This window comes from Micromonospora sp. CNZ296, from assembly GCF_007827635.1.
The window spans coordinates 387,906-414,195 of sequence record NZ_VISW01000003.1; the positions used below are offsets into that span (position 1 = coordinate 387,906).

Below are 26,290 nucleotides of genomic sequence, written 5' to 3' on the forward strand. Positions count from 1 at the left end.
AGCACTACGATGCCGGGCATGTGGTGGGTGGTGGGCGCGGTCGCGGTGCTCGGGCTGCTCTCGGCGTACCTGATCTGGACCTCCGGCCGGGTGCAGCGGCTCCAGGTCCGCGCGGACTCGGCGGCCCGCGCGCTGGACGCGCACCTGCTGCGCCGCGCGGCCGCCGCCGCGGTCCTGGCCGAGCAGCGGTACGGCGTGGAGCTGTACGCCGCCGCCCGGATCGCGCTGGACGCCGCCCCGGAGGAGCGCGAGGCGGCCGAGAACGACCTGACCCGGCAGTTGCGCGCGGTGCGGCTGGACCCGGACGACCCGGCCTGCGCGGCGGTGATCGCGGCCAGCAGGCGGCTGGGGCTGGCCCGGCAGGTGCACACCGACCTGGTCCGGGACGCCCGCTCGGCGCGGGGGCGTCCGGTGGTGCGGCTGTTCCGGATGGGACGCGGGCGGGAGTGGCCGCGCTACTTCGACATCGACGACCCCACGCTGGCCTCGCACGCGGACGTGACCACCGGCTGACGCACCGGCCGTGACGGGGGCCACACGGCAGGCCACCGGGGGTTCGATTGGCGCTCGGATCGGCGCCGTGCCGGTCGTAGCATTCCTGCGCAGTCACCTCCCGAGCACGCCGAGGAGCGATGTCCCGTGTCTGAATCCGCAGCCCCGACCACCGCCACCGCCGTCGGCACCGCCCGCGTCAAGCGCGGCATGGCCGAGATGCTCAAGGGCGGTGTGATCATGGATGTGGTCACCCCCGAGCAGGCGAAGATCGCCGAGGACGCCGGCGCGGTCGCCGTGATGGCCCTGGAACGCGTGCCGGCCGACATCCGCGCGCAGGGCGGCGTGTCCCGGATGAGCGACCCGGACATGATCGACGGCATCATCCAGGCCGTCTCGATTCCGGTGATGGCCAAGGCCCGCATCGGCCACTTCGTCGAGGCGCAGGTCCTCCAGGCCCTCGGCGTCGACTACGTCGACGAGTCCGAGGTGCTGACCCCGGCCGACTACGCCAACCACATCGACAAGTGGGCGTTCACCGTCCCGTTCGTGTGCGGTGCGACGAACCTGGGCGAGGCGCTGCGCCGGATCACCGAGGGCGCCGCGATGATCCGCTCGAAGGGCGAGGCGGGCACCGGTGACGTCTCCAACGCCACCACCCACATGCGCAAGATCCGGCAGGAGATCCGCCGGCTCCAGTCGCTGCCCTCCGACGAGCTGTACGTCGCGGCCAAGGAGCTCCAGGCCCCGTACGAGCTGGTCAAGGAGGTCGCCGAGCAGGGCAAGCTGCCGGTCGTGCTGTTCACCGCCGGCGGCATCGCGACCCCCGCGGACGCGGCCATGATGATGCAGCTCGGCGCCGAGGGCGTCTTCGTCGGCTCGGGCATCTTCAAGTCCGGCAACCCGGCCCAGCGGGCCGCCGCGATCGTCAAGGCGACCACGTTCCACGACGACCCGGACGTGCTCGCGAAGGTCTCCCGGGGGCTGGGCGAGGCGATGGTCGGCATCAACGTCGACGAGATCCCCCAGCCGCACCGCCTGGCCGAGCGCGGCTGGTGAGTGCAAGGAAGGGCCCCCTGTTAACGCCTGCGGTAGAGGCGGGGCCCCCTTTTAACACCCCGGAGGGAGCATCGTGGCCGTACCCGTGATCGGCGTGCTCGCGCTTCAGGGCGACGTACGCGAGCACGTCGCCGCGCTGGCCGGGGTGGGCGCGGACGCCCGGCCGGTGCGGCGGCCGGGCGAGCTGGACGCGGTCGACGGCCTGGTGGTCCCCGGCGGCGAGTCGACCACGATCAGCAAGCTGGTGGACATCTTCGAGATGCGCGAGCCGATCGACAAGCGGATCGCCGCCGGCATGCCGGTCTACGGCTCCTGCGCCGGCATGATCATGCTGGCGGCGGAGGTGCTGGACGGCCGCCCCGACCAGCGCGGATTCGCCGGCGTCGACATGACGGTGCGGCGCAACGCGTTCGGCCGCCAGGTCGACTCGTTCGAGGCGCCGGTGGCGCTCACCGGCGTCGACGGCGGGCCGTTCCACGCGGTGTTCATCAGGGCGCCCTGGGTGGAGCGCGTCGGCCCGGACGTCGAGGTGCTCGGTCGGGTGACCGAAGGGCCGGCGGCGGGCCGGATCGTCGCGGTACGGCAGGGCAACCTGCTGGCCACGTCGTTCCACCCCGAGCTGACCGGCGACCTGCGCCTGCACCGGTCCTTCGTGGAACTCGTCCGGGCCGCCTCCTGAGCATCCGGTCCGTCCCTGGTTGTGCCGGTTCGGGCGGCCTCGGGCGGGCCGGTGCCGTGCGGCGCGTGACAGTCACCCGGCCCTCGCCGGTAGGATTGCCGAGATTCGGCAGGGCCATCAGCCCGCCGCGGCTCCCAGCGAAGATCACGGCACCTCGACGTGCGCCGGCGGGGGAGCGGGGCGTGTGCGGTGCGGTCGATGCAGACGGCGGGTAGCAACGGAGGTAACAGATGTCCGGCCACTCAAAGTGGGCGACGACCAAGCACAAGAAGGCGGTCATCGACGCCAAGCGCGGCAAGATGTTCGCCAAGCTGATCAAGAACGTCGAGGTGGCGGCCCGTACCGGCGGTGGTGACCCGGCCGGCAACCCGACTCTCTACGACGCCATCCAGAAGGCGAAGAAGAACTCGGTCCCGAACGACAACATCGATCGCGCGGTCAAGCGCGGCTCCGGCCTGGAGGCCGGCGGCGCCGACTGGCAGACGATCATGTACGAGGGCTACGGGCCGAACGGCGTGGCGATGCTGATCGAGTGCCTCACCGACAACCGCAACCGCGCCGCGACCGAGGTGCGCACCGCCCTTACCCGCAACGGCGGCTCGCTGGCCGACGCCGGCTCGGTGTCGTACATGTTCTCCCGCAAGGGCGTGGTGATCGTCCCCAAGGCCGGCACCAGCGAGGACGACGTGATGATGGCCGTGCTCGACGCGGGCGCGGAGGAGGTCAACGACCTCGGCGAGGCGTACGAGGTGGTCTCCGAGCCGGGTGACCTGGTCGCGGTCCGCACCGCGCTGCAGGACGCCGGCATCGAGTACGAGTCGGCCGAGTCCTCCCTCATCCCCAGCGTGAACGTGCCGCTGGACGAGGAGGGCGCGCGCAAGATCTTCAAGCTGATCGACGTGCTGGAGGACTGCGACGACGTGCAGAACGTCTACGCCAACTTCGACGTCTCCGACGAGGTCATGGCCGCCGTCGGCTGATTCCGCCCGACGTGCCGAGCGCCGGCCCCCGGATCACGGGGTGGCCGGCGCTCGGCGTCTCGCACGGTCAGCCGATCGGCTCCCGCTGCCGCCACGCCGCCCGCACCGAGGTCCGCCCGTTGGTGCGCAGCAGCGAACCCTCGTAGATCCGCGCCCCGGCGAGCAGGAACCCGGCCGCGGCGAGCAGCAGCAGCGCCAGCGACACGATCGGCTCCCACGGCGCCGCGTCGCCGGTGAACAGCCGTACCGGCATCGCGGTCGGCGAGGAGATCGGCAGGTACGACAGGATCCGCATCGCGGCGGCGTTGTCGTTCAGGAAGATCACCGCGAAGAACGGCGCCATCACCGCGAGCTGCACCGGCGTGGACGCCCCGGCGATGTCCTCCTGCCGGTTCACCAGCGCACCGGCGGCCGCCCACATCGCCGCCAGCAGCAGGAAGCCGCACAGGAAGAACGGCACGAACCAGCCGATCGCGGGCGCGATCAGACCCAGCAGGTCGCCGCCGTCGGTCAGGCGCATGCCGATCAGCGCGACTGCCGCGATCAGGGTGATCTGTCCCAGCGCCAGCGCGCCCGCGGCGAGGATCTTGCCGGCCAGCAGCGCCCGGGCCGGCACGGCGGCCACCAGGATCTCCACGATCCGGGTCTGCTTCTCCTCGGTGACGCTCTGCGCGATCTGCAACCCGAACGTCTGGGACATGAAGAAGAAGACGAACGCGAAGGCGAACGGCACCAGGTACGCGACGAGCGGATCCACCGCGTCCGGGTCCAGCAGCTTCACCTGCGGGGCCGCGCTGAGCGCGGAGACCACGTCGTCCGGGGCCCGCTCGTCGGCGACCACGAGCGGACCGGCCACCACCGCGGCGTCCGCGTCGCCGTCGCGTACCGCCTGCTCGGCGGCGCCGTCGTCGGCGACCACGAGGACGTCCAGCCCCGCCGCGCGCAGCGGTTCGGCACCGGCGGCGGTCACCGCCACAGTGGACGGACCGCTGCTCACCATCGCCGGCACCACTGTGGCGACGACGGCGAGCAGCAGGAAGATCAGCGTGCTGTAGAGAAACGTCTTGTCGCGGACCTTGACCTTGATCTCGCGGGCCGCGACCAGCCGGGTGGCCTGGAACGTGTTCACTGGTTGACCTCTCGGAAGATCTCGGCGAGGGACGGGGTGACCGGGCCGAACGCGCGCACCGGGCCGCGGGCCAGGGCCGCGCGCAGCACCGCCTGGTCGTCGGCGGGCGGGTCCACCTCGAACACGGCGCGGGCGCCGTCGAGGTCGACCAGTCGCACGCCGGGCTGGTCGCGCAGCCAGCCGGCGTCGCCGTCCACCACGAGCGAGAACCGGGGCAGCGTGTACGCGGCGCGCAGCTCCTCGCGGGCGCCGGCGGCCCGGATCGTCCCGCCCGCGATGAGCACCAGGTCGTCGCAGAGCCGTTCCACCACGTCGAGCTGGTGGCTGGAGAACAGCACCGGCGCTCCGGCGGCGGCGCGTTCCCGCAGCACCGCCACCACCATGTCGACGGCGAGCGGGTCGAGTCCGGAGAACGGCTCGTCCAGGATCAGCACCTCCGGGTCGTGCACCAGCGCGGCGGCGATCTGCGCCCGCTGCTGGTTACCCAGCGACAGCGTCTCCAGCAGGTCGTCGGCCCGCTCGCCGAGACCGACCCGCTCCAGCAGCGCGTCGGTACGCCGGCGCGCCCCGGCGGCGTCCAGCCCGTACAGGCGGCCGAGGTGAACCACCTGCTCGCGGGGGGTCATCTTCGGGTAGAGGCCGCGTTCCTCCGGCATGTAGCCGAACCGGGCCCGGGCCTCGCGCGCGAGCGGCCGCCCCCGCCACGTCACCTGCCCGGCGTCCGGGGCGAGCACGCCGAGGATGATCCGCATGGTGGTGGTCTTGCCGGCGCCGTTGCCGCCGACGAATCCGGTCATGCGCCCTGCGGTCACGTCGAAGGAGACGTCCTTGAGCACCTGACGGTCGCCGAAGCTGCGGTCGACGCCGTCGAGGCGGAGCACGCTTGTCATGATCCCGACGCTACGGCCGGCCCCCGCTCCCGTCGTCCCACCACGGGGCGATCATCGGGTCCGTCGCGCGGCGGACGGGCGTCACCCGCCGGGCCGCACCACCCCGTGCTCGTACGCGAACACCACCGCCTGCACCCGGTCGCGCAGCCCGAGTTTGGCCAGGACGCGGCTGACGTGGGTCTTCACAGTCGCCTCGCCGACGTGCAGGACGTCCGCGATCTCGGCGTTGCTGGCCCCGCGCGCCACCAGTTCCAGCACCTCCCGCTCGCGCGGGGTCAGGTCCGCGGTGGCCGCGTCGTGCCGAGGGTCCGGCGGCGCCGCCCCGGGCCGGGCGAAGGTGGAGATCACCCGCCGGGTGAGCGCCGGTGCGATCAGTCCCTCGCCGCGCGCCACCACCCGGACCGCGTCGATCAGGTCCTCCGGGGTGCCGTTCTTGAGCAGGAAACCGCTCGCCCCGGCGCGCAACGCGGCGAAGAGGTAGTCGTCCCTGTCGAACGTGGTGAGGATGAGCACCGCCGGCCCGCCCGGCGTCGCGTCGGCGGTGATCCGGCGGGTGGCCTCCAGCCCGTCGAGCACCGGCATCTCCACATCCATCAGCACCACGTCCGGCCGAAGCGCGGTCGCCATCGACACGGCGCGCTGCCCGTCGGCGGCCTCGCCGACCACCTCGATGTCGTCCTCGACCTCCAGGATCACCCGGAATCCGGTCCGGACCAGGTGCTGGTCGTCGACGAGCAGCACCCGCACCGGGGCGCTCACGCCGCCCGCCCGGCGGCCTCGACCGGCAGCGGCATGCGGGCCCGGACCCGGAACCCGCCGCCGGGACGCGGCCCGGCCTCCACCTCACCGCCGTGCGCGGCGACCCGCTCCCGCATGCCGATCAGGCCCAGCCCGGCCCCGGCCCCGGCCTCGGGTACGCCCCCGTGTCCGTCGTCGCTCACGTCGATCTCCAGTTCCCTCGCCAGATAGCGGATGCGCACGTCCAGCGTGGTGGCGTGAGCGTGCTTGACCACGTTCGTCACCGCCTCCTGCACGATCCGGTACGCCGCCTGCGACACCGAGCGGGGCAGCGGCGCCGGTTCCCCGTACACACCGAGTTCGGCCCGCAGCCCGGTGTCCCGGGCCCGGTCGACGAGCGCGGCGACCTGATCGATGCCGGCGGTGTCCTCCGGCGTGGTCGCGCCGGCCGCGGCGTCCGGGTCGCGCAGCACGCCGAGCATCCGGCGCAGCTCGTCGACCGAGGTGCGGGCCGTCTCCTCGATCGCGGCCAGGGCGGTCCGCGCCTTGTCGCGGTCACGGTCGAACACGCGCCGGCACGCGGCGGCCTGCACGCCCATCACCGACACGTGGTGGGCGACCACGTCGTGCAGCTCGCGGGCGATGCGGACCCGCTCGCCCATCACCGCGCGCTCGCGCGCCTCGACCTGTGATCGGCGCAGTTGCTCGGCCTGCTCCCGCAGTTCGTGCCGGCGACGCGCGGCCACCCAGGCGGTCTGCCCGGAGTAGTAGGCGAACCCGAAGAACAGCACGTTGTAGAAGACGCCGTTCACCACGGCGGCGAGCACCGGCGGCACCGGACCGGCGGCGTCGGCGAAGGAGGCCGCCGAGATCTGGTCGGCCCGCAGCGCGAGGGACAGCGCGAGCCAGCCGAACATCGCCACGATGACGCCGGCCCGCAGCCGCCCGGCCAGCCGCCGGTCGGCACCCCACGCGCCGAGCGTGAAGAGGGCCGCGAACAGCGCGCCCGACGGGAGCTGGGCGAGCGGGACCGCCCGCGCCTGCCCGGCGATGAACGCGATCGAGACGACCACCGCGACGGCGGCGGGCCACCGCCGCCGTACGGCCAGCGGGGCGGTCACCGCCACGGTCCACCAGACCTGCTCGGCGAGGCTCGGCGGCGGGCCGAGCAGGAAGGCCCCGGTGCTGCGCGCCAGGGTCAGCTCGAACAGGGCCAGCACGGTGACCGCGAGTCCGACCCAGAGGTCGGCGCGCAACTGCGCGGCCGTGGGAGCCGGCCGGCGCCAGGCGGTGGTGGGTGCGGTGCTCACCGTACGACCATGCCACCGCCGCGCCCGGTGCGGTGCCCGGGGCGTAATCGGGTGGGCCGGACGACAGCCGCGACGTAGCCTGCCGGGGTGTTCGTGCCCGATCTGCCGATACGCACCGAGCGCCTGCTGCTGCGCGCCTTCACCACCGACGACCTCGCCGTGGTCCGGGACTACCGGGGCCGCCCGGAGGTGACCCGCTACCTCTACCACCAGCCGTACGACGACGCCGCCGCCCGGGCCGCGATCGACCGGCTGGTCCGGCGGACCGCGCTGCGCGCCCCCGGCGACGTGCTCAACCTGGCGGTGACGCTGGCGGACACCGGCGAGTTCCTCGGCGACGTGCTGCTGAGCTGGACGAGCGGGGAGCACCGGCAGGGCGAGATCGGGTACGTGGCGCACCCCGCGCACACCGGCCGGGGGTACACCACCGAGGCGGCCCGGGAGCTGCTGCGGATCGGCTTCGACGGGCTGGGGCTGCACCGGATCGTGGGCCGGCTGGACGCCCGCAACACCGCCTCGGCCCGGGTGCTGGAGCGGCTGGGCATGCGCCGGGAGGCGCACCTGCGGGAGAACGAGTTCGTCAAGGGGGAGTGGACCGACGAGGTGGTCTACGCGCTGCTGGCCCGCCAGTGGCGGTCGGCGGACTGAGCGCGGGCCCGGCGCGCCGGCCGGGCCCGCGTCCGGCGGGCCCCGGCGTCGCTCAGCAGCAGCCCTGCCGGAACGACCGCTCGACGTACGACGCCACACCGGCCTCGTAGAAGCCGGCACCGGGCCGGATCGGGTGGTCGCTGAACAGCTCGACCCGCGACCCGAACCGGACCAGGTACGCCTCGGCGTCACCCGCGTCGTTGCGGATCATGCCGCCGCGCGGTCCGTAGATGCGCTCCAACTCGGCGAAGGACATCCCGACCGACCCGCCGGCCGGGGAGCGCGGCGGGGCGGTGGCCGTGCCCACTGACACGAGCCGGCCGTCCCGGAAGGCCAGCAGGATCGCCCCGGCCCAGGAGCCGGTGGCACCGGCGTGCACCACTCCGGGGCAGCCGGGCGCCGTCCAGTCGATCAGTCCGGCCGCGACGAGCCGGTCCAGCCGGGCTCCGATGCGGTACGGGCCGGCGCCACGGACGCTGAGCACCTCGTTCTCCGCGACGGTCGGCCGGACGCGGGCCGGCGTGCCGTCGCCGCGGGCGGCGGTCGCCGAGTGCGCGGGAGCGGCGGAGGCGGCCGGTGCGCCGACGGCGACCGGCGCGATCCCGGTCAGCGCCAGCAAGCCGGCGAGGATGGTGGACGGGAGACGGTTCATGGCGGATCTCCTTCGGTCGGGTTCTCCTGTCCTGTTGGTCTCCGCCCGGACCGGTTCGGTTCGGTCCATCGTCTACCGTCGACGTGATGGTCCGGGTGGCGGTCCCGGAGGTGGTGCGATGATCACGCCGGCGCGGATCGGGGCGTACCGGGTGGAGCGTCTGCTCGGGACGGGGTCCTTCGCCACGGTCTGGCTCGCGTACGACCCGGCGCTCGCGGACCGGGTGGCGGTCAAGGTTCTGGCCGAGAACTGGAGCCACGACCTGCGGGTGCGGGAACGGTTCCTCGACGAGGCGCGGTTGCTGCGGAAGCTGGACCACCACCGCCTGGTCCGGGTGCACGCCGTGGGGGAGTTGCCCGACGGCCGCCCGTACGCCGTGCTGGCCTGGGCGGACGGCGGCAGCCTGCGGGACCGCCTGACCCGCGGCCCGCTGCCGGTGGGGCGGGCCCTGACGGTCCTCGACGAGATCGCGGCCGGCGTTGCGGTGCTGCACCGGCACCGGGTGGTGCACCGTGACCTGACGCCGAGCAACGTCCTGTTCCACTCGGCGCCCGGCGGCGACCGGGTGCTGATCGCCGATCTCGGGCTGGCCAAGGCGCTCGCCTCCGCCTCCGGGCTGACCGCCCGGGCCGGCACGCCCGGCTACATGGCGCCGGAGCAGGACGATCCACTCGCCGTGGTCGACACCCGCGCCGACGTGTTCGGGCTGGGCCGCCTCGGACTGCGGCTGCTCGGCCGGGATCGGCCACCGGGCGGTGCGGCCGACGGCCGGGCGGCCGGCTCGCGGCTGCGGGCCGGGGTGCCCGCCGCCGTGGACACGGTGCTGCGCACCGCGACCGCCGTGCGCCCGGCCGACCGCTACCCGGACGCGGACGCGTTCCGGCAGGCGCTGCGGCGCGCGGTGACGGGTGGGCCCGCTGCCGTGCGGGCGGGGTGGGCACCGCACCCGGGCCGGCTCGTCGCCGGGGTCGCGGTGGCGCTCGCCGTCGCCGGCACGTGCGCGGCGGACGCGGTCCACCCCGCCCCGGCGGGTGCGGTGGGCCGCAGCGGGCCGCTGACAGTGGTCCTGCCGGCCGGCTGGCGGGCCGAGGGGACCGGCTGGGCGGGACGGTACGGCGACGACGGTGACCTCGAACCGGCGCTGGTGATCTCCCCGGACCCCGGGAACTGGGCGGCCGACCCCACGCTGCCCGGCGCCTTCGTCGGCCTCGCCAGCGGCGAGACGCGTCGTGCCGACCCGGCGGCCTTCCTCGCCGGACGGGCCCACGCGGACTGTGCCGCGGCCCCGCCGCGCCGCAGCCGGCAGGGTGGCGTCGAGTGGACGGTGGTCACGTACACCTGCCCCACCGGCCGCCCGATGATCGTCGAGGCGGCCGGGCCGGCCACCGGCCGCGCCGGTCTGCTCTACGTCCAGCTCGTGCCGCCGCCGGACGCGGGCGCGGACTTCGCCGACCGCGTGCTCGCCGGAGTTCGGACCGGGTAGGTGACGGGCTCAGACCACCACCACCGTGATCGGGTACGTGCGGCCGTCCTGCGGGATGGTGACCACCACCGTGCCGGTGCGCACGAACCGGATGTCCACCACACCGGCCTCGTAGCTGCGCGAGACCAGGTCCTCCCGGTCCACGGTGACCTCACCCGGCCCGATCCCCCGGATGCGCAGGATCCCGCCGGCGGCGAAGCAGAGGGACTTCAGCAGCGCCAGCTCGGTCTCGGCGAGCACCAGGTCGTAGCGGACCGGCCCGAAGCACGCGGCCGGCGCCGTGGTGCGTACCGACGGGGTGGGCCGGGTGGTCCGGGGCGTGACCGGCGGCCGTGACCGCGTACGCGTGCTCGTCGGCGTGGCCCCCGACGGCTCCGGGACCGGCGTGCCCGTGCGCAGCGGCGCCGGGGTGGGGCCGGGTGAGGTCGCGGCGGTGGGCGGCGCGGCGGCGACGGCGCTGGTCACCGCCGGCTGTACCGGCAGCGGCGAGACCGGGCGGTCGGCGCAGGCGGGCGTCCCGGCGAGGGCGACGAGTGCGACGACCGCGACGCCGCGCCGACGGCGGGCCGGGTCACGCATCGGACAGCCGCGCCCGGAGCTGCCGGCGGGCCTCGTGGATGCGGGACTTCACGGTCCCCTCCGGCACGTCGAGCAGGCCGGCGATCTCCCGGTAGCTCAGTCCAAGCACATCGCGCAGGGTCACCGCCTCGGCGAGGTCCGGCGGGACCGCGTCGAGGGCGTCGAGCAGGTCGAGCCGGGTGCCGGCGACCACGCTGGTCCGGCGCGGGTCGGGCCGGTCCGGCAGCGGGACGCCGCCGGCCTCCCGCCGCCACCGTCGCCGCAACGTCCGGTAGGTGGAGCGGGCCCGGTTGGCGGTGATCCGGTACAGCCAGGTGTCGAACGACGAGCGGCCCTCGAACCCGGTGATCCCGTGGGCGAGCGCGAGCAGAGCGTCCTGGCAGGCCTCCTCGGCGTCCTGCCGGTGGGGCAGCAGCCGGGCGCACTGCCGCAGCACCTCCGGCCGTACGGTGGCCAGCAGGGCGTCGAGGGCCTCGCGGTCGCCGCGTGCCGCCGACCGGGCCAGCTCGTCCGTGCCGTCGGGGAGGGGCATCAGGGGCGTCCCAGTGCTCGCCGTGGTCCGGACCCCAGGCTATGCCCCGGGAGGCCGTGCCGCCCCGGCTGAGTCGGGCAGCCGACGGCGTCCCGCCCCGGCGCCGACGGCACCGGGGCGGGACGGGGAGCGCGGCGCCGGGCGTCAGCGCGCGGCGCGGGCGGCCTTGACCGCGCTGTCGACCACGTCCCAGATCGCGACCAGCACGACCACCGCGCCCGCCACCCGGGCGAACTCGACGGTCCCGCCGTCGCGCAGCCAGGCGAACCGCTCGACCAGTTCCGGGTTGAGCAGCCGGTCGGTGGCGAGCAGCCAGAGCACCGGGGCGGCGAATGCCGCGTTGAGCACCGCGTTGACCACGACCAGCGGCCAGGTCCACCGCCCGGCCCGGTACTTGGCGATCTCCAGGCCGACGGTGGCCAGCAGCACCACGATCAGGGCCGGCAGCCAGAAGCCCCAGAGCGCCGGGTCGAGCACCGCCATCCGGGAACCGTCGTCGGTGGTCCAGCGCTGGAAGTGCTGACCGATCAGGAAGCCGACGGTGACGAGCAGGAACACCACCGAGGCGATGCTGTCGGAGTGGCTGATCTGCCGTTCCCGGCTCTCCTCGGGGAGCTGGTCGACGGTCCACTCGGGCAGGCCGAGCGGCGTGCGGGTGCGCTCCAGCACGGCGAACACCAGCGTGACCCAGAACGCGATCTGGACCGCGGTCTGCATCGCGGCCACGATCGCCGCGCCGATCGCCGCGCCCGGCTCGCCGTCGATGAGCGCCTTGGCGAGGCCGGCGAGCACGCCCACGATCGCCGGGATGTACGTGAGCAGCAGCCGCAGCAGCCGCCACCAGGTCAGGTAGTACCGCGGGCCGATCAGTTGCAGGGTGCGGTCGCTGTAGCGGGCCGCGAGCTTCTCCGGGTGGCCCAGCTCGGTGAGCACCTCGCGCTCGGCGGAGGCGTGGTCCTGCCCGCCAGAGGTCCGGTCGTCGATCATGTCGGCGATGGAGCCGCGCAGTTCCTCGGCCAGTTCCAGGCGGCGCTGCGCGGGCACGGTCCGCATGGTGGCGGCGACGTAACGGTCGGTCAGGGAACTCATCGTTCCGCTCCTTCGATCAGGTCGGTGACGGACGTCCGCACCGCGGTCATGTCGTCGAGCAGGCGGTTCAGGACGGCCTCGCCGTCGTCGCTGGTCCGGTAGAACTTGCGCGGCCGGCTCTCCTCGGTGTTCCACTCGCTGGTCAGCAGGCCCTGGTCCTCGAGCCGGCGCAGCAGCGGGTAGAGCGTGTTGGCGTCGACCGCGAAGCCGTGCGCGGCCAGCCGTTGCAGCAGGGCGTATCCGTAGTCGGGGCGGTGCAGGGCGACCAGGCTGGCCACCACGACCGTGCCGCGCCGTAGCTCCTGGAGGTGGGTCCGGAGGACCTCTTCGCTGACCATGTGCAACACGATACTGTGTGCCACACACCATTGCAACAGAGAAGAACATCGCGTGCCGTACACCGGTCGGCCGGAGAGACCCGGGCCACCCTCGGCGCGGACGGTGGAGCCCGCACGATCACCTCGGTAGGGTGGGTCGGTCGACTCCGACGCAGCTTGATCCACAACCCGGGGGGCGCCACGCATGGGCGATTCGTTCGCGCATCTGCACGTACACACCGAGTACTCGATGCTCGACGGGGCGGCCCGGCTCAAGGACCTCTTCGCCGAGGCGGCGCGGCTCGGCATGCCGGCGGTGGCGATCACCGACCACGGCAACATGCACGGCGCGAACGACTTCTACAAGCAGGCCATGGACGCCGGGGTCAAGCCCATCCTCGGCGTCGAGGCGTACGTCGCGCCGGAGTCGCGCTTCCACAAGGCCCGGGTCAAGTGGGGGCGCCCCGAGCAGAAGAGCGACGACGTCTCCGGTAACGGCGCGATCACCCACATGACCATGTGGGCGGCCAACCGCGACGGCCTGCACAACCTGTTCAAGCTCAACTCCCGCGCCTCCATGGAGGGCCACTACGTGAAGTGGCCCCGGATGGACATGGAGCTGATCGCCGAGCACGCCGAGGGCATCATGGCCACCACCGGCTGCCCGTCCGGCGCGGTGCAGACCCGGCTGCGGCTGGGCCAGTTCGACGAGGCGCTCAAGGTCGCGGCCGCGTACCAGGACATCTTCGGCAAGGACAACTACTTCCTGGAGATCATGGACCACGGCCTCGACATCGAGCGCCGGGTCCGCGACGGGCTCACCGAGATCGCCCGCAAGCTCGACATCCCGCCGGTGGTCACCAACGACTCGCACTACACGCACGAGGCGCAGGCCGAGGCGCACGACGTGCTGCTCTGCGTCCAGACCGGCAGCAACGTGGCCGACCCGAACCGGTTCCGGTTCGAGGGCGGCGGCTACTTCGTCAAGTCCGCCGACCAGATGCGCGCCGTCGACTCCTCCGAGCTGTGGCAGCAGGGCTGCCGCAACACGCTGCTGGTCGCCGAGAAGGTCGACCCGGCCGGCATGTTCACGTTCCACAACCTGATGCCGCGGTTCCCGATCCCCGAGGGCGAGACCGAGGAATCCTGGTTCCGCAAGGAGACCTTCGCCGGCCTGGCGCGCCGCTTCCCCGGCGGCATCCCCGAGGGCCACGTCGTCCAGGCCGAGTACGAGCTGGGCGTCATCATCCAGATGGGCTTCCCGTCGTACTTCCTCGTGGTCGCCGACTTCATCCAGTGGGCCAAGAGCCAGGGCATCGCGGTCGGCCCGGGGCGCGGCTCGGCGGCCGGCTCGCTCGTGGCGTACGCGCTGGGCATCACCGACCTCGACCCGATCCCGCACGGCCTGATCTTCGAGCGGTTCCTCAACCCCGAACGCGTCTCCATGCCCGATGTCGACATCGACTTCGACGAGCGCCGGCGCGGTGAGGTCATCAAGTACGTGACCGACAAGTGGGGCGAGGACAAGGTCGCGCAGATCGCCACGTTCGGCACGATCAAGGCGAAGGCCGCGATCAAGGACTCGGCCCGCGTGCTCGGCTTCCCGTACGCGGTCGGCGACCGGATCACCAAGGCCATGCCCCCGGCGGTGATGGGCAAGGACATCCCGCTGTCCGGCATCTTCGACCCGAAGCACCCGCGCTACGCCGAGGCGGGCGAGATCCGGGGCCTCTACGAGTCCGACCCGGACGTCAAGAAGGTCATCGAGACCGCCAAGGGCATCGAGGGCCTGATCCGGCAGACCGGTGTGCACGCCGCCGGCGTCATCATGTCCGCCGAACCGATCATCGAGCACATCCCGCTGATGCGGCGCGACTCCGACGGCGTCATCATCACGCAGTTCGACTACCCGACCTGCGAGTCGCTCGGGCTGCTGAAGATGGACTTCCTCGGCCTGCGGAATCTGACGATCATCGACGACGCGGTGAAGAACATCCAGCTCAACCACGGCCGGGAGCTGGACCTGCTCGGCCTGCCGCTTGACGACAGGCAGGCGTACGAGCTGCTGGCCCGCGGTGACACGCTCGGCGTGTTCCAGCTCGACGGCGGGCCGATGCGCTCGCTGCTGCGGCTGATGAAGCCGGACAACTTCGAGGACATCTCCGCCGTCCTGGCGCTCTACCGGCCCGGCCCGATGGGCGTGGACTCGCACACCAACTACGCGCTGCGCAAGAACGGGCTCCAGGAGATCACCCCGATCCACCCGGAGCTGGAGGAGCCGCTGCGCGAGATCCTCGCGCCCACGTACGGCCTGATCGTCTACCAGGAGCAGGTGCAGCGCGCCGCGCAGATCCTCGCCGGCTACACGCTCGGCCAGGCCGACCTGCTGCGCCGGGCGATGGGCAAGAAGAAGAAGGAGATCCTCGACAAGGAGTTCATCCCGTTCCGGGACGGCTGCCGCGAGCGCGGCTACTCCGACGAGGCCATCCAGGCCGTGTGGGACGTGCTGGTCCCGTTCGCCGGTTACGCGTTCAACAAGGCCCACTCCGCCGCGTACGGCCTGGTCTCCTACTGGACCGCGTACCTCAAGGCGCACTACCCGGCCGAGTACATGGCCGCGCTGCTCACCTCCGTCGGTGACGACAAGGACAAGATGGCCCTGTACCTGTCCGAGTGCCGCCGGATGCGCATCCAGGTGCTCCCGCCGGACGTGAACACCTCGGCCGGGCCGTTCACCCCGGTCGGCAAGGAGATCCGCTTCGGTCTCGGCGCGGTACGCAACGTCGGTGCGAACGTGGTCGCCTCGATCATGCGGTGCCGCGAGGAGAAGGGCGACTACACCGACTTCTACGACTTCCTGTCCAAGGTCGACGCCGTCGTCTGCAACAAGAAGACCATCGAATCGCTGATCAAGGCCGGGGCGTTCGACTCGCTCCAGCATCCGCGCAAGGGCCTGCTGGCCGTGCACGCCGACGCCATCGACGCGTACGCCGACGTCAAGCGCAAGGAGGCGGTCGGCCAGTACGACCTGTTCGGCGCCGGATTCGGCGAGGCGGACACCGGTGGCAGCACCACTGTCATGCCGGTCATCGGCGAGGGGGAGTGGGACAAGCGCGACAAGCTCGCGTTCGAGCGCGAGATGCTCGGTCTGTACGTCTCCGACCACCCGCTCTTCGGTCTGGAGCACGTGCTCGGTGCCGCCGCGGATACCACGATCGCCGCGCTGTCGGAGGAGGGCACGGTGCCCGACGGCGCGGTGGTCACGCTGGCCGGCATCCTCTCCGGCGTGCAGCGCCGGGTCACCAAGCAGGGCCGGGCCTGGGCGTCGGCCACCCTCGAAGACCTCGCCGGCGGCGTGGAGACGCTGTTCTTCCCGAATACGTACGAGGTGATCGGGCAGTACATCGCCGAGGACGCGATCGTGGTGGTGAAGGGCCGGGTGGACCGGCGCGACGACACCCCGCGCATCATGGCGATGGACATGTCCATGCCGGACGTCAGCAGCACCCCGGGGAGCAAGCCGATCACGCTCACCATCCCGGTGCACCGCTGCACGCCGCCGCTCGTGGAACGGCTCAAGGAGACGCTGGTGCTGCACCCCGGCGACACCGAGGTGCACGTCAAGCTGCTCAACGGCGGCAAGGTCACCACGCTGCGTCTCGGCCCGTTCCGGGTCGCGCCGACCACAGCGCTGATGGGTGACCTGAAGAGCGTGCTCGGCCCGGCCAACGTGAGCTGACCGGGCCGAGCGCCTCCGGCGCGGCGCCGGGACGTGCCGCTAGACGCGGGTGACGCGGATGGCGTCGGCGATCACGTACCCGGTGCTGCCGGACCATCGGCTGACACCCACCTTGTTGGCGTCCCCGGCGGCCAGGGTGAAGGTGCCCAGCGAACGCCACGTACCGCCGTTGGCTGTCTGGTTCACCGAGACCGTCTGGTTGCCGCTGGTGGTCGCGACGATGTACGGCGTGCTGGTGTTGTAGCCGGCGACGGCCGGATACCAGACCTCCACCCGGTAGGTGGCGGTCGCCGGGATGTTCACCTTGTACCAGGCGGCGTCGCTGGCCGCGACGGGGTTGGCGTACCGGTAGTCGGCGCCGTAGCGCTGCGCCGAGTACGTCGAGGTGCTCCAGTTGGCGCTCGCGGTGAACCGGCCGGCGGTGGTGTTGTCCACGACCGTCGACCAAGTGGTCGGCGGCGGCGTGGTGCCGCCGGTGACGAGCTGCATGTAGTAGGTCCAGTTCCAGTTCGGACCGGGGTCGGTGTGCGTGGCGCCCGGCACCTGGTTGTGCCCGATGATGTTGTTGCGGGTCTTCGGGATGCCGTACTTGTCGCACAGGAACCGGGTCAGCGCCGCCGACGACCGGTACATCGCGTCTGTGTACCAGGAGGCGTTGTCGACGTACCCCTCGTGCTCGATGCCGATCGACTGGGTGTTGTAGGTCCAGTTGCCGGCGTGCCAGGCGATGTCCTTGTCCCGCACCATCTGGGTCACCGCGCCGTCGGAGGAGCGGAGCAGGTAGTGCGCACTGGTGCCGGCGGCGGCGTTCTGGAACCAGCTGATCGAGCCGGCGTAGCTGCCCTGCATGGTGTGGATGACGATGTAGTTGATCGGGTACGCCGACTCGCGGCTGGAGACCGTGTAGTTGGACGAGTTGGCCGGCACCCAGGCCGCCGGGCCGTAGTCGGTGCTCAGGGTGCCGAAGTCGCCGGTGCCCAAGGGCGCCACGGCGGCGTACCGGCCCCGCTGGGGTGCGACCGGACGGCCGTCCACGCTGACCTCGCCGCCGGCGGTGGTCGCGATGAAGCCCCTGGCGAGCAGGTCGTACACGGAGTCGGCGTACAGCCGGGCGGTGGCCGCGTCCGTCGAGCCCCCGTAGCGGGCGATCGGGCCGTACCACTGGTTGACGTCGTCGCGCTGCGCCGCGGTGAGCCCGGCCTCGTCGGCGTAGGAGCGCAGCACCGCCGCCGCGCCGGCCACGTTCGCCGCGTCCCGGGTACGCAGTTCGGCGCGGTCCAGCCGGGTCCGGCGCGCGGCCTCGTCGAGGGTCCGCACCTTCGGGTTGCTGGTCAGGTGCATCACGCCGTATCCGCCGGAGACGCTGGGCTCGCCGCCGTGGCCGTCCAGGCGGGTCTCGGCGTACCCGAGCGCGGCGAGCAGGTCGCGCGGCACGTCGGAGGCGGTGGCGGCCCGGTCGAAGGCGGCGGCGAGCGGCTGCGCGCCGTGCTGTGGCGCGGCCTGGGCCGGCTGGCCGGTCAGGCCGATCATGAGGATCATGGCGCCGCCGAGCAGGTGGCTCACCCGACGCGAGGGTCTCCGAATCGTCACAGGCACTCCTCGTCCACTACAGGGGGCGACTGGCTCACGTCGCCGGTTCGCCGCACCCTATAGCGTGACGTTCGTCTATGTCGATACCTTGCATCAACGGGCCCTTTGATGAAGACTTCCTTCAGGTGTGCGGCATCTCCGGCAGTCGCGCCGCCCGCCGCCGCGCCCCGGCCCGTTCCGGAGGCGGTGTCCACCGTGCTCGGGGATCACCCCTCGGCCTGGTCGGCGTGAGCTGCCCCCGTACCGTCGCGGTGTTGCCCGGCGGGCCACGGCCGGGCAGCATCGGGCGGATGCCGCCCGCCGACCTGCTGCGCGTTCGTGACCTGGTGCCCGACTTCCTCGCCTGCGCCGAGGGGCGCCGGTCCGCGTCGCCGGAGCCGTGGAGCGCGCACTACCTGGCCGCGCATCCGGACGCGGTCCGGGTGCTGCGCCGCGACGGCGACTGGTCCGACGCCGCCGGCGTGGCATCCGTCCTGGACGGGCTCCGCGGCCGCGCCGCCGACCTGGCGGCACGAGCCGAGAGGGTACGCGCGCTGCTGCCCGACGGCGTCACGGCGGTGGCCGGTGCGCTGGGCTGGTCCGGCGACGGCGGGCCGGTCGAGTGCGTGGTGCTGGTCGGGCTGAACCAGGCCAACGGCTGGGCCGGAGAGCTGAACGGCAGGTACGCGCTCTTCCTCGCAGTGGAACAGCTCGGGCCGCCGGAGGATCTCGACCTGCTGGTGCGGCACGAGGCCGCGCACGTGGTGCACGACCGCGGCGCCGCGATCCGCGACTGGCCCGAGTGCGGGGTGGCGAACGCGTTGTTCACCGAAGGGCTCGCCACACAGGTCACGGCGGAACTGGACGCCGGCCGGCCGGACGAGGAGTACCTCTGGTTCGGCCGCCCCGGTCACCGGCGGTGGCTCGACGAGTGCCGCCGCCGGTGGCCGGAGATCCTGCGCCGGGTACGCGCCGACCTCGACGCCACGGACGCGGAGCACCACGCCCCGTACTTCCTGATGCGGGACTCGCCGCTGGCCGGCGGTCTGCCGAAGCGTTGCGGCTACCTGGTCGGCCTGACCGCGGTACGACACCTGCGCCGCCACCACTCCCTGCGGGACCTGGCCGGGTGGCCCCTGCCCCGCGTCCGCGCAGAGATCGCCGCCGCACTGGCCGACCTCCCTCCACCGACCTGACCCCCACCCTCCGCCCCCTCCACCGCCCCCCACCTCCCGCCCCACCCTCCGCGACGATCATGAGGTTGGCGGCGACAATTCGGACAGCCGGCACCGCCAACTTCATGATCGTCCGGGCGGGGGTGCTGGTGCGTCGCGTCCCCGCCCGCCCCCGCGCCCCTGCTCGTGCCGCGCGATCTTGCAGTTTCGGCCCTGCGGATCGCTGGTTTGCCACGATTTGCCGGGGCCGAAAGTGCAAGATCGCGGGCGGGGTGGGGCGGGCTCGGGCGGGGTGGGGCCACGGGGGTGGGATTGGCGGTGCCGGGGTGGGGGCGGGGGTGGTTAGCGTCGGTGGCATGGAGCTGGAGCAGGCGCAGAAGTTGTGGCAGCCGGAGCCGGGCTGGTTGAACACGGCCACCTACGGACTGCCGCCGGAGCCGGTGTGGGACGCCGTGCAGCGGGTGCTCGCCGACTGGCGGACCGGGCGGGTGTCGTTCGAGGTGTGGGAGGAGTCGGTGGACCGGTCCCGGGCCGCGTTCGCCCGGCTGACCGGTGTGGACGTCGCCGACGTGAGCATCGGCGCCAGCGCGTCACAACTCGTCGCGCCGATCGCGGCCGGGCTGCCGGCGGGCGCAACGGTGGTGGTCCCCGAGACCGAGTTCACCTCGATCCTGTTCCCGTGGCTGGTGCAGCAGGACCGCGGCGTGCGGGTACGCACCGTGCCGCTGGCCGGCCTGGTCGACGCGATCGACGCCGACACCGATCTGGTGGCGTTCAGCGTGGTGCAGTCCGCCGACGGCACAGTGCTCCCGTACGACGAGATCGTCGCGGCGGCCCGGGCGCACGGCGCGTTCGTGGTGGCCGACGCGACGCAGGCGTGCGGGTGGCTGCCGTTCGCGGCGGACCGGGCGGACGCGGTGGTGGTCGGGGCGTACAAGTGGTTGATGTCGCCGCGTGGATCGGCCTTCGCCTACCTGGCCCCGGCGCTGCGCGAGCGGATGCGCCCGGACGCGGCCGGGTGGTACGCGGGCCGCGAGCCGCACGCCTCCTACTACGGGCTGCCACTGCGCCTGGCCGACGACGCGCGCCGGTTCGACATCGCGCCGCCGTGGCTCAGCTACGCGGGCACCGCCCCGGCGCTGGAACTGCTCGCCGACCTCGACCCGGAGGCGGTGCGCGCGTACGACGTGGGGCTGGCCAACCGGTTCCTGACCGGGCTGGGCCGGCCGCCCGGCGACAGCGCGATCGTCAGCGTGGACGTGCCGGACGCGCAGGAGCGGCTGGCCCGCGCCGGGGTGCGCGCGGCGGTACGGGCGGGCCGGGTGCGCGCCTCGTTCCACCTCTACACGACCGAGGCGGACGTGGATCGGGCGGTCGAGGCGCTGACCGGCTGACTGCTCAGGCCAGGTGGCCGCCGATCTTCGTGTAGCCGCGCAGCAGGTCGCGGGAGATGATCAGCCGCTGCATCTCGTCGGTGCCCTCGAAGATCCGGTACAGCCGGACCTGCCGGTACCAGCGTTCGATCGGCAGCTCACGGGTGTAGCCCATGCCGCCGTGGATCTGGAGCACCCGGTCCACCACCCGGTTGACCATGCCGGCGCCGTAGAGCTTGCCCATGGAGGAGGCGTGCCGGGGGTCGAGGCCCTGGTCGACGGTCCAGGCCGAGCGCAGGATCAGCCAGCGGGCCGCCTCCAGCTCGGTCTCCGAGTCGGCGATCATCCACTGGATGGCCTGGTTGGTGGCGATCGGCGCGCCGAACGTCTCCCGCGTGTTGGCGTGGTCGATGGCCATCTGAAGGGCGCGCTCGGCGATGCCGATGGCGTGCGACGGGATGGTGTAGCGGCCCTTGCCGATCCACTCCATGCCGAGCGTGAAGCCCTGCCCGATCTCGCCGAGGATGTTGCGGTGCGGCACCCGTACGCCGTCGAAGATCAGTGAGGCGGGGCCGCCCTCGCCCATGGTCTGGATGAACTCGGAGCGCCAGCCCATCGCGCGGTCCACCAGGAACGCGGTGGCGCCGCCGCGGCGGGCGCCCTTCTCCGGGTCGGTCACCGCGACCACGATGGCGAAGTCGGCGTCGTTGCCGTTGGTGATGAACGTCTTCTCGCCGTCGAGGACCCAGTCGTCGCCGTCGCGGCGGGCGCGCAGCTTGATGTTCGCCGCGTCGGAGCCCGCGCCGGGCTCGGTGATGGCGAAGCAGGAGATCCGTTCGCCCTCGATGGTGGGGATCAGGAACTCGCGTTTCTGCTCCTCGGTGGCGTGGAACAGGATGTTGTCGGCCTCGCCGCCGAAGCGGAACGGCACGAAGCTGCGGCCCAGTTCGGTCCAGATCAGCGACTGCATGACCGCCGGCAGGTCCATCCCGCCGTACTCCTCCGGCGTGGCCAGCCCCCAGAAGCCGAACTTCTTCGCCTTGAGCTGGAGTTCGCGCAGCTCGGAGCGGTCCAGGCCGGGCTGGTGGGCGCGCTCGCGGCGCAGCACCTCCGCCTCCAGCGGCATCACCTCGCGGGTGACGAACGTGCGAACGGTGTCCCGGATCGCGCGTTCCTCGTCGGACAGTGCGAAGTCCACGGTGCCCCCTCAGGTCGACTGGCTCTAAACTAGCGCTGGAAGTTTTACCGCGTCCAGACCCGATGTCGAAGGGAGGATGATGACCAGGTGCCCCGACCCCGACAGGCCCTGCTCACCCGCGACCGGATCGTCGAGACCGCGCTGGCGCTGATCGACGCCGACGGGCTGGACGCGCTCTCGACCCGGCGGCTCGCCGCCGCGCTCGGCGTCCGCGGCCCCTCGCTCTACAACCACTTCGCCACCAAGGAGGAGATCCTCGACGCGGTGGCCGACGGTGTCGCGGCGACAGTCGACATCGGCGTCTTCGACGAGTGCGAGTGGCTCGATGCGCTTCGCCGCTGGGCGCGCTCGTACCGGGCCGCGCTGGCGGCGCACCCGAACATCGTGCCGTACCTGGCGCAGGGGCCGGGCCGCCGTCCGGCCGCGCTCGCCATGGCCGACGCGGTCTACGGCGCGCTGGTCCGGGCCGGCTGGCCGCCCGCGCGGGCCACCCACATCGGCGCCGCGATGCGCTACTTCGTGGCCGGGTCCGCGCTCGGCTCGTTCGCCCGCGGCTTCGTCGAGGACCCCTCGCTCTACGCCGCGCACCCGCACCTCAACCAGGCGCACCGGCTCGCCGGACACCAGCGCAGCGTGGACGAGGGCGCGTTCACGCTCGGCCTGGACGCGCTGCTGCACGGGCTCGCCGCCGAGTACGCCGCCACCGTCGCCCCGCTGGAACGGGTCGGCGGTCCGGAGTAGCGTCGAAACTCCCACCGCTAGTTTCCGCCGCCCCCGAAGGACGCCATGGATCTCGCCGCCGCCCCTCCCGCCCTGCTGACGCGCCGCCACCTGCACGTCGCCGGTGACTGGGTCGACCCGTCGTCGGGCGACACCATCCCGGTGGAGAACCCGGCCACCGGGAGCATCGTCGGTGAGGTGCCCGCCGGCACACCGGCCGACGTGGACCGCGCGGTCGCCGCCGCCCGTGCCGCGTTCCCCGGCTGGGCCGCCACCGCCCCCGAGCAGCGGGCCGCGCACCTGGACCGGCTGCACAGCGCGCTCGCCGCCCGCGCCGACGAGATCGCCCGCACCGTGGCGACCGAGCTGGGCACCCCGCTCAAGCTCGCCACCCGGGTCCAGGCCGGCCTGCCGCTGACGGTGCTGCGGAGCATCGTCGACCTGGCCGCCCGCCCGGCGGCCGAGCACACGGTCGGCAACTCGCTCGTCGTCCGGGAGCCGGTCGGCGTGGTCGGCGCGATCACCCCGTGGAACTACCCGCTGCACCAGGTGGTCGCCAAGGTCGCGCCCGCGCTCGCCGCCGGCTGCACAGTGGTGCTCAAGCCCAGCGAGCTGACGCCGCTGACCGCGTACCTGCTGTTCGACGCGATCACCGACGCCGGGCTGCCGCCCGGCGTGGTGAACCTGGTGCCCGGCACCGGCCCGGTGGTCGGCGAGGCGCTCGCCGCGCACCCCGACGTCGACCTGGTCTCGTTCACCGGCTCCACCGCCACCGGCCGGCGCATCGCCCACCTGGCCGCCGAGCGGATCGCCCGGGTGTCGCTGGAACTCGGCGGCAAGTCGGCGAACGTCATCCTGGCCGACGCCGACGTGCCCACCGCGGTCAAGGTCGGCGTCGGCAACGCGCTGCTCAACTCCGGGCAGACCTGCACCGCCTGGACCCGGATGCTCGTACACCGCGACCGCTACGCCGAGGCCCTGGACCTGGTCGCGGCGGCGGTTGCCGGCTACCGGCTCGGCGACCCGTTCGACCCGGCCACCCGGCTCGGCCCGCTCGCCTCCGCCGCGCAGGCCCGGCGGGTACGCGACCACGTCGACCGGGCGCTCGCCGACGGCGCCCGGCTCGTCGCCGGTGGCCCGGACGCGCCACTGCCGCCGCAGGGGCACTTCGTCGCGCCCACCGTCTTCGCCGACGTGCACCCGGACAGCGCGCTCGCCCAGGAGGAGGTGTTCGGCCCGGTGCTCGCGGTGATCCCGTTCGCCGACACCGACGAGGCGGTCGCCGTCGCCAACAACTCCCGGTACGGGCTGGCCGGCGCGGTCTGGTCCGCCGACTCCGACGCGGCGCTGGCAGTGGCCCGGCGGATGCGTACCGGCCAGGTCGACGTCAACGGCGGCGCGTTCAACCCGCTCGCCCCGTTCGGCGGCTACAAGCAGTCCGGCCTCGGCCGTGAGCTGGGCGCGTACGGCGTGGAGGAGTTCACCGAGCTGAAGGCGATCCAGCGGTGAGGGCGCTCGTGGTACGCGGCCGGGGCGCCACACCGGCGGTCGAGGAGGTACGCCTGCCCGCGCCCGGCCCGGGCGAACTGCGGGTACGCATCCGCGCCGCCGGCATCTGCCACTCCGACCTGGCCATGGTGGACGGCACGCTGGCGCCCGCGTACCCGCTGGTGCTGGGGCACGAGGCGACGGGTGTGGTGGCCGAGGCCGGACCCGGTACGACGCTTGCGGCCGGCACGCCCGTGGTGCTCAACTGGGCGCCGGCCTGCCGCGACTGCTGGCACTGCCGGCACGGCGAACCGTGGCTCTGCGCCGCCAACCCCAACCCGTCCACACCTCGGGGCGAGACGGCCGCCGGTGAGCCCCTTCAGGTCACGCTCGGGCTCGGCGCGCTCGCCGAGGAGGTGGTGGTGCCGCAGCACGCCGCCGTACCGGTGCCCGCCGGACTGCCGCCGGAGCAGGCCGCGGTGCTCGGCTGCGCGGTGCTCACCGGCGTCGGCGCGGTCCGCAACACCGCACGGGTCGCCCCCGGCGAGTCGGTGGCGGTGATCGGGCTCGGCGGAGTGGGCCTGGCCGTGCTGACCGCCGCGCGGCGGGCCGGCGCGGCGCCGATCCTCGCCGTGGACGTGGTGGAGGCCAAGCGGGACCTCGCGCTCGCCGCCGGGGCGACCGACTTCCTGCGCTCCGACGACCGGCTGGGCAAGGAGATCCGGGCCCGCACCGACGGGCGCGGCGTGGACCACGCGTTCGAGTGCGTCGGCCGGTCCGTCACCATCCGCGCCGCCTGGCGGGCGACGCGGCGCGGGGGAGCGGTCACTGTGGTCGGCATGGGCGGCAAGGACGACATGCTCAGCCTCTCCGCGCTGGACATCTTCCACTCCGCGCGCACGCTGCGCTCCTCGGTGTACGGCTCGACCGACCCGGACCGGGAGGTCCCGGAACTGGCTGCCGCGCTCGCCGCCGGTGACCTGGACCTGGGGCCGCTGGTGAGCGGCACGGTGCCGCTGACCGAGGCGCCCGCGGCGCTGGAGCGGCTGGCCCGCGGCGAGGGCGCCCGCTGGGTCGTCACGTTCCCGGACTGACCGGGCTCCGGCCGGATTCGCCGCCGGCGCATCCGGATCGGGCCGTGCGGACGAACCCCAGGGTAGGAGAGCTACCCGGGGGTACGTCCGTTGCTGACCGAGAACATGCCGGCCGGGGCCGTCGAGACGGCCCGCAAACGGCTGACCGCCGCCGCCGAGGACCTGGACGACAACCGGGTCGCCGGGCTGGTGCTCGACCTGGCCGCCGAGGCCGGGGTGGTGCCCGCCTGGGAACAGGTCTGCCTGCCGCTGCTCGGCACGCTGCGCGGCGACAGCGCCGCCGAGATCGCCGTCGAGCACGCCCTCTCCGAGGGGGTACGCGTCGGCCTGGACGTGTTCGGCCGTGAGCCGTCCCGGCCGCTTCCCGCCCAGGGCGTGCTGCTCGCAGGCGCCGAGCACGAGACGCACTGCCTCGGGCTGCACGCGCTCGCCGCGGCGCTGCGCGAACGCGGCCGGGGCGCGCTGCACCTCGGCCCGGCGCTGCCGTGGTCCGCGCTGACCAGTGCCGTGGTCCGGGTCCGTCCGCGGGTGGTGGTGGTCTGGTCGCAGACGCCGCTGACCGGCCGCGCGTACCGCCTGGTCCGTCTGCGGCGGGACCTGCCCGGGGTACGCGTGCTCGCTGCCGGTCCGGGGTGGATCGAGCCGTTCCCGCCCTCCTCGGCCGCTCCGCAGCGCCTCACCACGCTCGGCGAGGCGACGCTGGCCTGCCTGGCCGCAGGAGGCGCCACCTGACACCGGCTCCTGACACGGCGGACTGACGCCAGGCGCGAGCAGACCGGCGCGACCAGGATCAGCCGGTGCGGAATCCGCGCACCAGCGTGGCGACGGCAGACTCCGGGTCGAAGCCGTCATCGGGGGAGGCGAGCTGGTTGCTCAGCAGCCCGTCGACGAGTGCCAGCAGCATCCGGAAGTGAGCCGGCGGATCGGCCGAGCCGAGCGTGGCGAGCAGCGGCTCCCCCCAGCCGGCCAGCCGTGCCCGGGCGGCCTCGATGGCCGGGCGCAGATCGGGCCGCGCCGTCGCCTCGACGAACAGCGCGTACCGGGCGAGCGTGACCACCCGCTGCCGGTCGGTGAACTCCCGGATCAGCCGGCCGACCACCGCGGCGAACGCGGTGACGTCGCCCGGCGGCAGGTCCGTGGCGAGCCGTTGCCAGGCCGCCGTCTCCACCTCGACCAGCCGGTCGAAGACGCCGGTGATCAGCGCCTCCCGGGTGCGGAACCGGTTGGACGCGGAGCCTTCAGGCAGGCCCGCCTCCGCGTCCACGGCCCGGTGGGTGAGCTGGCGCGGCCCGCCGGTGCCGAGCACCCGGATGGCGGCGTCGAGCAGGAGCTGCCGGCGATCGGTCACCCGGACAGA

25 protein-coding genes are annotated in these 26,290 nt (G+C 73.4%); 13 read left to right on the forward strand and 12 right to left on the reverse strand.

The genetic code is table 11. The features are described from left to right. Positions 1–9 precede the first annotated feature (9 nt). The 4 genes from FB455_RS07280 to FB455_RS07295 all read left to right on the forward strand — a co-directional run bounded on the left by FB455_RS07280 (position 10) and on the right by FB455_RS07295 (position 3,210). The gene (locus FB455_RS07280) at positions 10–513 is read left to right on the forward strand and encodes a hypothetical protein (protein WP_013285433.1); all 504 of its coding nucleotides are present in this window, start codon (positions 10–12) and stop codon (positions 511–513) included. A gap of 126 nt (positions 514–639) precedes the next feature. Further along, entirely contained in the window at positions 640–1,551 is a 912-nt protein-coding gene (gene pdxS / locus FB455_RS07285) for a pyridoxal 5'-phosphate synthase lyase subunit PdxS (protein ID WP_013285434.1), read from the forward strand. A 73-nt stretch (positions 1,552–1,624) separates the two neighbouring features. Continuing rightward, positions 1,625–2,230 carry a pyridoxal 5'-phosphate synthase glutaminase subunit PdxT gene (gene pdxT, locus FB455_RS07290; protein WP_013285435.1) on the forward strand — a complete coding sequence of 202 codons (606 nt, stop codon included), beginning with the start codon at positions 1,625–1,627 and terminating at the stop codon, positions 2,228–2,230. Between the two features lie 230 nt (positions 2,231–2,460). Next, positions 2,461–3,210, forward strand: coding sequence for a YebC/PmpR family DNA-binding transcriptional regulator (locus FB455_RS07295; protein WP_013285436.1), 750 nt, complete (start codon positions 2,461–2,463; stop codon positions 3,208–3,210). 67 nt (positions 3,211–3,277) lie between these two features. Here the strand turns inward: FB455_RS07295 and FB455_RS07300 are convergent, their stop codons facing one another. The 4 genes from FB455_RS07300 to FB455_RS07315 all read right to left on the reverse strand — a co-directional run bounded on the left by FB455_RS07300 (position 3,278) and on the right by FB455_RS07315 (position 7,277). Then, on the reverse strand, positions 3,278–4,339 hold the full coding sequence (locus FB455_RS07300; protein WP_030270983.1) for an ABC transporter permease: 1,062 nt from the start codon (positions 4,337–4,339) through the stop codon (positions 3,278–3,280). Beyond that, positions 4,336–5,229 carry an ABC transporter ATP-binding protein gene (locus FB455_RS07305; protein ID WP_030270984.1) on the reverse strand — a complete coding sequence of 298 codons (894 nt, stop codon included), beginning with the start codon at positions 5,227–5,229 and terminating at the stop codon, positions 4,336–4,338. The genes FB455_RS07300 and FB455_RS07305 overlap by 4 nt, the downstream gene beginning before the upstream one ends. Before the next feature lie 81 nt (positions 5,230–5,310). Next, positions 5,311–5,988: a response regulator gene (locus FB455_RS07310; protein ID WP_013285439.1), complete on the reverse strand. Its 678-nt coding sequence runs from the start codon at positions 5,986–5,988 to the stop codon at positions 5,311–5,313. Further along, positions 5,985–7,277, reverse strand: a complete 1,293-nt coding sequence (locus FB455_RS07315; RefSeq protein WP_030270986.1) for a sensor histidine kinase — start codon at positions 7,275–7,277, stop codon at positions 5,985–5,987. Before FB455_RS07315 ends, FB455_RS07310 begins: the two co-directional genes overlap by 4 nt. Before the next feature lie 87 nt (positions 7,278–7,364). On the opposite strand from FB455_RS07315, the gene FB455_RS07320 reads away from it, so the two are divergent. After that, positions 7,365–7,925 (forward strand): GNAT family N-acetyltransferase, encoded by a 561-nt coding sequence (locus FB455_RS07320; RefSeq protein ID WP_030270988.1) that lies wholly within the window; start codon positions 7,365–7,367, stop codon positions 7,923–7,925. A gap of 52 nt (positions 7,926–7,977) precedes the next feature. On the opposite strand, the gene FB455_RS07325 is transcribed toward FB455_RS07320, so the two are convergent. Further along, on the reverse strand, positions 7,978–8,577 hold the full coding sequence (locus FB455_RS07325; RefSeq protein ID WP_013285442.1) for a hypothetical protein: 600 nt from the start codon (positions 8,575–8,577) through the stop codon (positions 7,978–7,980). Positions 8,578–8,695: 118 nt separating this feature from the next. Here FB455_RS07325 and FB455_RS07330 point away from each other — a divergent pair, with 118 nt between their 5' ends. Next, a complete protein-coding gene (locus FB455_RS07330; protein WP_013285443.1) occupies positions 8,696–10,060 on the forward strand; it encodes a serine/threonine-protein kinase in 1,365 nt (454 codons plus the stop codon). Positions 10,061–10,069: 9 nt separating this feature from the next. On the opposite strand, the gene FB455_RS07335 is transcribed toward FB455_RS07330, so the two are convergent. The 4 genes from FB455_RS07335 to FB455_RS07350 all read right to left on the reverse strand — a co-directional run bounded on the left by FB455_RS07335 (position 10,070) and on the right by FB455_RS07350 (position 12,598). Beyond that, a complete protein-coding gene (locus tag FB455_RS07335; protein WP_145752678.1) occupies positions 10,070–10,639 on the reverse strand; it encodes a hypothetical protein in 570 nt (189 codons plus the stop codon). Then, the gene (locus FB455_RS07340) at positions 10,632–11,171 is read right to left on the reverse strand and encodes an RNA polymerase sigma factor (protein ID WP_013285445.1); all 540 of its coding nucleotides are present in this window, start codon (positions 11,169–11,171) and stop codon (positions 10,632–10,634) included. Before FB455_RS07340 ends, FB455_RS07335 begins: the two co-directional genes overlap by 8 nt. Before the next feature lie 144 nt (positions 11,172–11,315). Continuing rightward, the gene (locus FB455_RS07345; protein WP_013285446.1) at positions 11,316–12,260 is read right to left on the reverse strand and encodes a permease prefix domain 1-containing protein; all 945 of its coding nucleotides are present in this window, start codon (positions 12,258–12,260) and stop codon (positions 11,316–11,318) included. Next, positions 12,257–12,598 (reverse strand): PadR family transcriptional regulator, encoded by a 342-nt coding sequence (locus FB455_RS07350; RefSeq protein WP_013285447.1) that lies wholly within the window; start codon positions 12,596–12,598, stop codon positions 12,257–12,259. The genes FB455_RS07345 and FB455_RS07350 overlap by 4 nt, the downstream gene beginning before the upstream one ends. 184 nt (positions 12,599–12,782) lie before the next feature. On the opposite strand from FB455_RS07350, the gene dnaE reads away from it, so the two are divergent. Beyond that, positions 12,783–16,316, forward strand: a complete 3,534-nt coding sequence (dnaE, locus tag FB455_RS07355) for a DNA polymerase III subunit alpha (protein WP_013285448.1) — start codon at positions 12,783–12,785, stop codon at positions 16,314–16,316. A gap of 39 nt (positions 16,317–16,355) precedes the next feature. Here dnaE and FB455_RS34715 read toward each other — a convergent pair whose 3' ends face one another. Continuing rightward, on the reverse strand, positions 16,356–17,306 hold the full coding sequence (locus FB455_RS34715) for a golvesin C-terminal-like domain-containing protein (protein ID WP_435817889.1): 951 nt from the start codon (positions 17,304–17,306) through the stop codon (positions 16,356–16,358). A gap of 890 nt (positions 17,307–18,196) precedes the next feature. Between FB455_RS34715 and FB455_RS07365 the strand changes: the two genes are divergently transcribed. Then, the gene (locus FB455_RS07365) at positions 18,197–19,081 is read left to right on the forward strand and encodes a hypothetical protein (protein WP_030270992.1); all 885 of its coding nucleotides are present in this window, start codon (positions 18,197–18,199) and stop codon (positions 19,079–19,081) included. Positions 19,082–19,416: 335 nt separating this feature from the next. Beyond that, complete coding sequence (locus FB455_RS07370; RefSeq protein ID WP_030270997.1) at positions 19,417–20,454, forward strand: aminotransferase class V-fold PLP-dependent enzyme; 1,038 nt, start codon at positions 19,417–19,419, stop codon at positions 20,452–20,454. Between the two features lie 4 nt (positions 20,455–20,458). On the opposite strand, the gene FB455_RS07375 is transcribed toward FB455_RS07370, so the two are convergent. Further along, positions 20,459–21,631, reverse strand: coding sequence for an acyl-CoA dehydrogenase family protein (locus FB455_RS07375; RefSeq protein ID WP_030270999.1), 1,173 nt, complete (start codon positions 21,629–21,631; stop codon positions 20,459–20,461). A gap of 87 nt (positions 21,632–21,718) precedes the next feature. On the opposite strand from FB455_RS07375, the gene FB455_RS07380 reads away from it, so the two are divergent. The 4 genes from FB455_RS07380 (at position 21,719) to FB455_RS07395 (ending at position 25,665) form a co-directional block, all read left to right on the forward strand. Beyond that, complete coding sequence (locus FB455_RS07380; protein WP_013285453.1) at positions 21,719–22,372, forward strand: TetR/AcrR family transcriptional regulator; 654 nt, start codon at positions 21,719–21,721, stop codon at positions 22,370–22,372. A gap of 45 nt (positions 22,373–22,417) precedes the next feature. Continuing rightward, positions 22,418–23,860, forward strand: coding sequence for an aldehyde dehydrogenase family protein (locus FB455_RS07385; RefSeq protein ID WP_145752682.1), 1,443 nt, complete (start codon positions 22,418–22,420; stop codon positions 23,858–23,860). Further along, on the forward strand, positions 23,857–24,933 hold the full coding sequence (locus FB455_RS07390) for an alcohol dehydrogenase catalytic domain-containing protein (protein WP_225319659.1): 1,077 nt from the start codon (positions 23,857–23,859) through the stop codon (positions 24,931–24,933). Before FB455_RS07385 ends, FB455_RS07390 begins: the two co-directional genes overlap by 4 nt. Before the next feature lie 90 nt (positions 24,934–25,023). After that, positions 25,024–25,665, forward strand: a complete 642-nt coding sequence (locus tag FB455_RS07395) for a transcriptional regulator (RefSeq protein ID WP_232236670.1) — start codon at positions 25,024–25,026, stop codon at positions 25,663–25,665. Between the two features lie 58 nt (positions 25,666–25,723). Here the strand turns inward: FB455_RS07395 and FB455_RS07400 are convergent, their stop codons facing one another. Continuing rightward, positions 25,724–26,281: a TetR/AcrR family transcriptional regulator gene (locus FB455_RS07400; RefSeq protein ID WP_145752684.1), complete on the reverse strand. Its 558-nt coding sequence runs from the start codon at positions 26,279–26,281 to the stop codon at positions 25,724–25,726. Positions 26,282–26,290 lie beyond the last annotated feature (9 nt).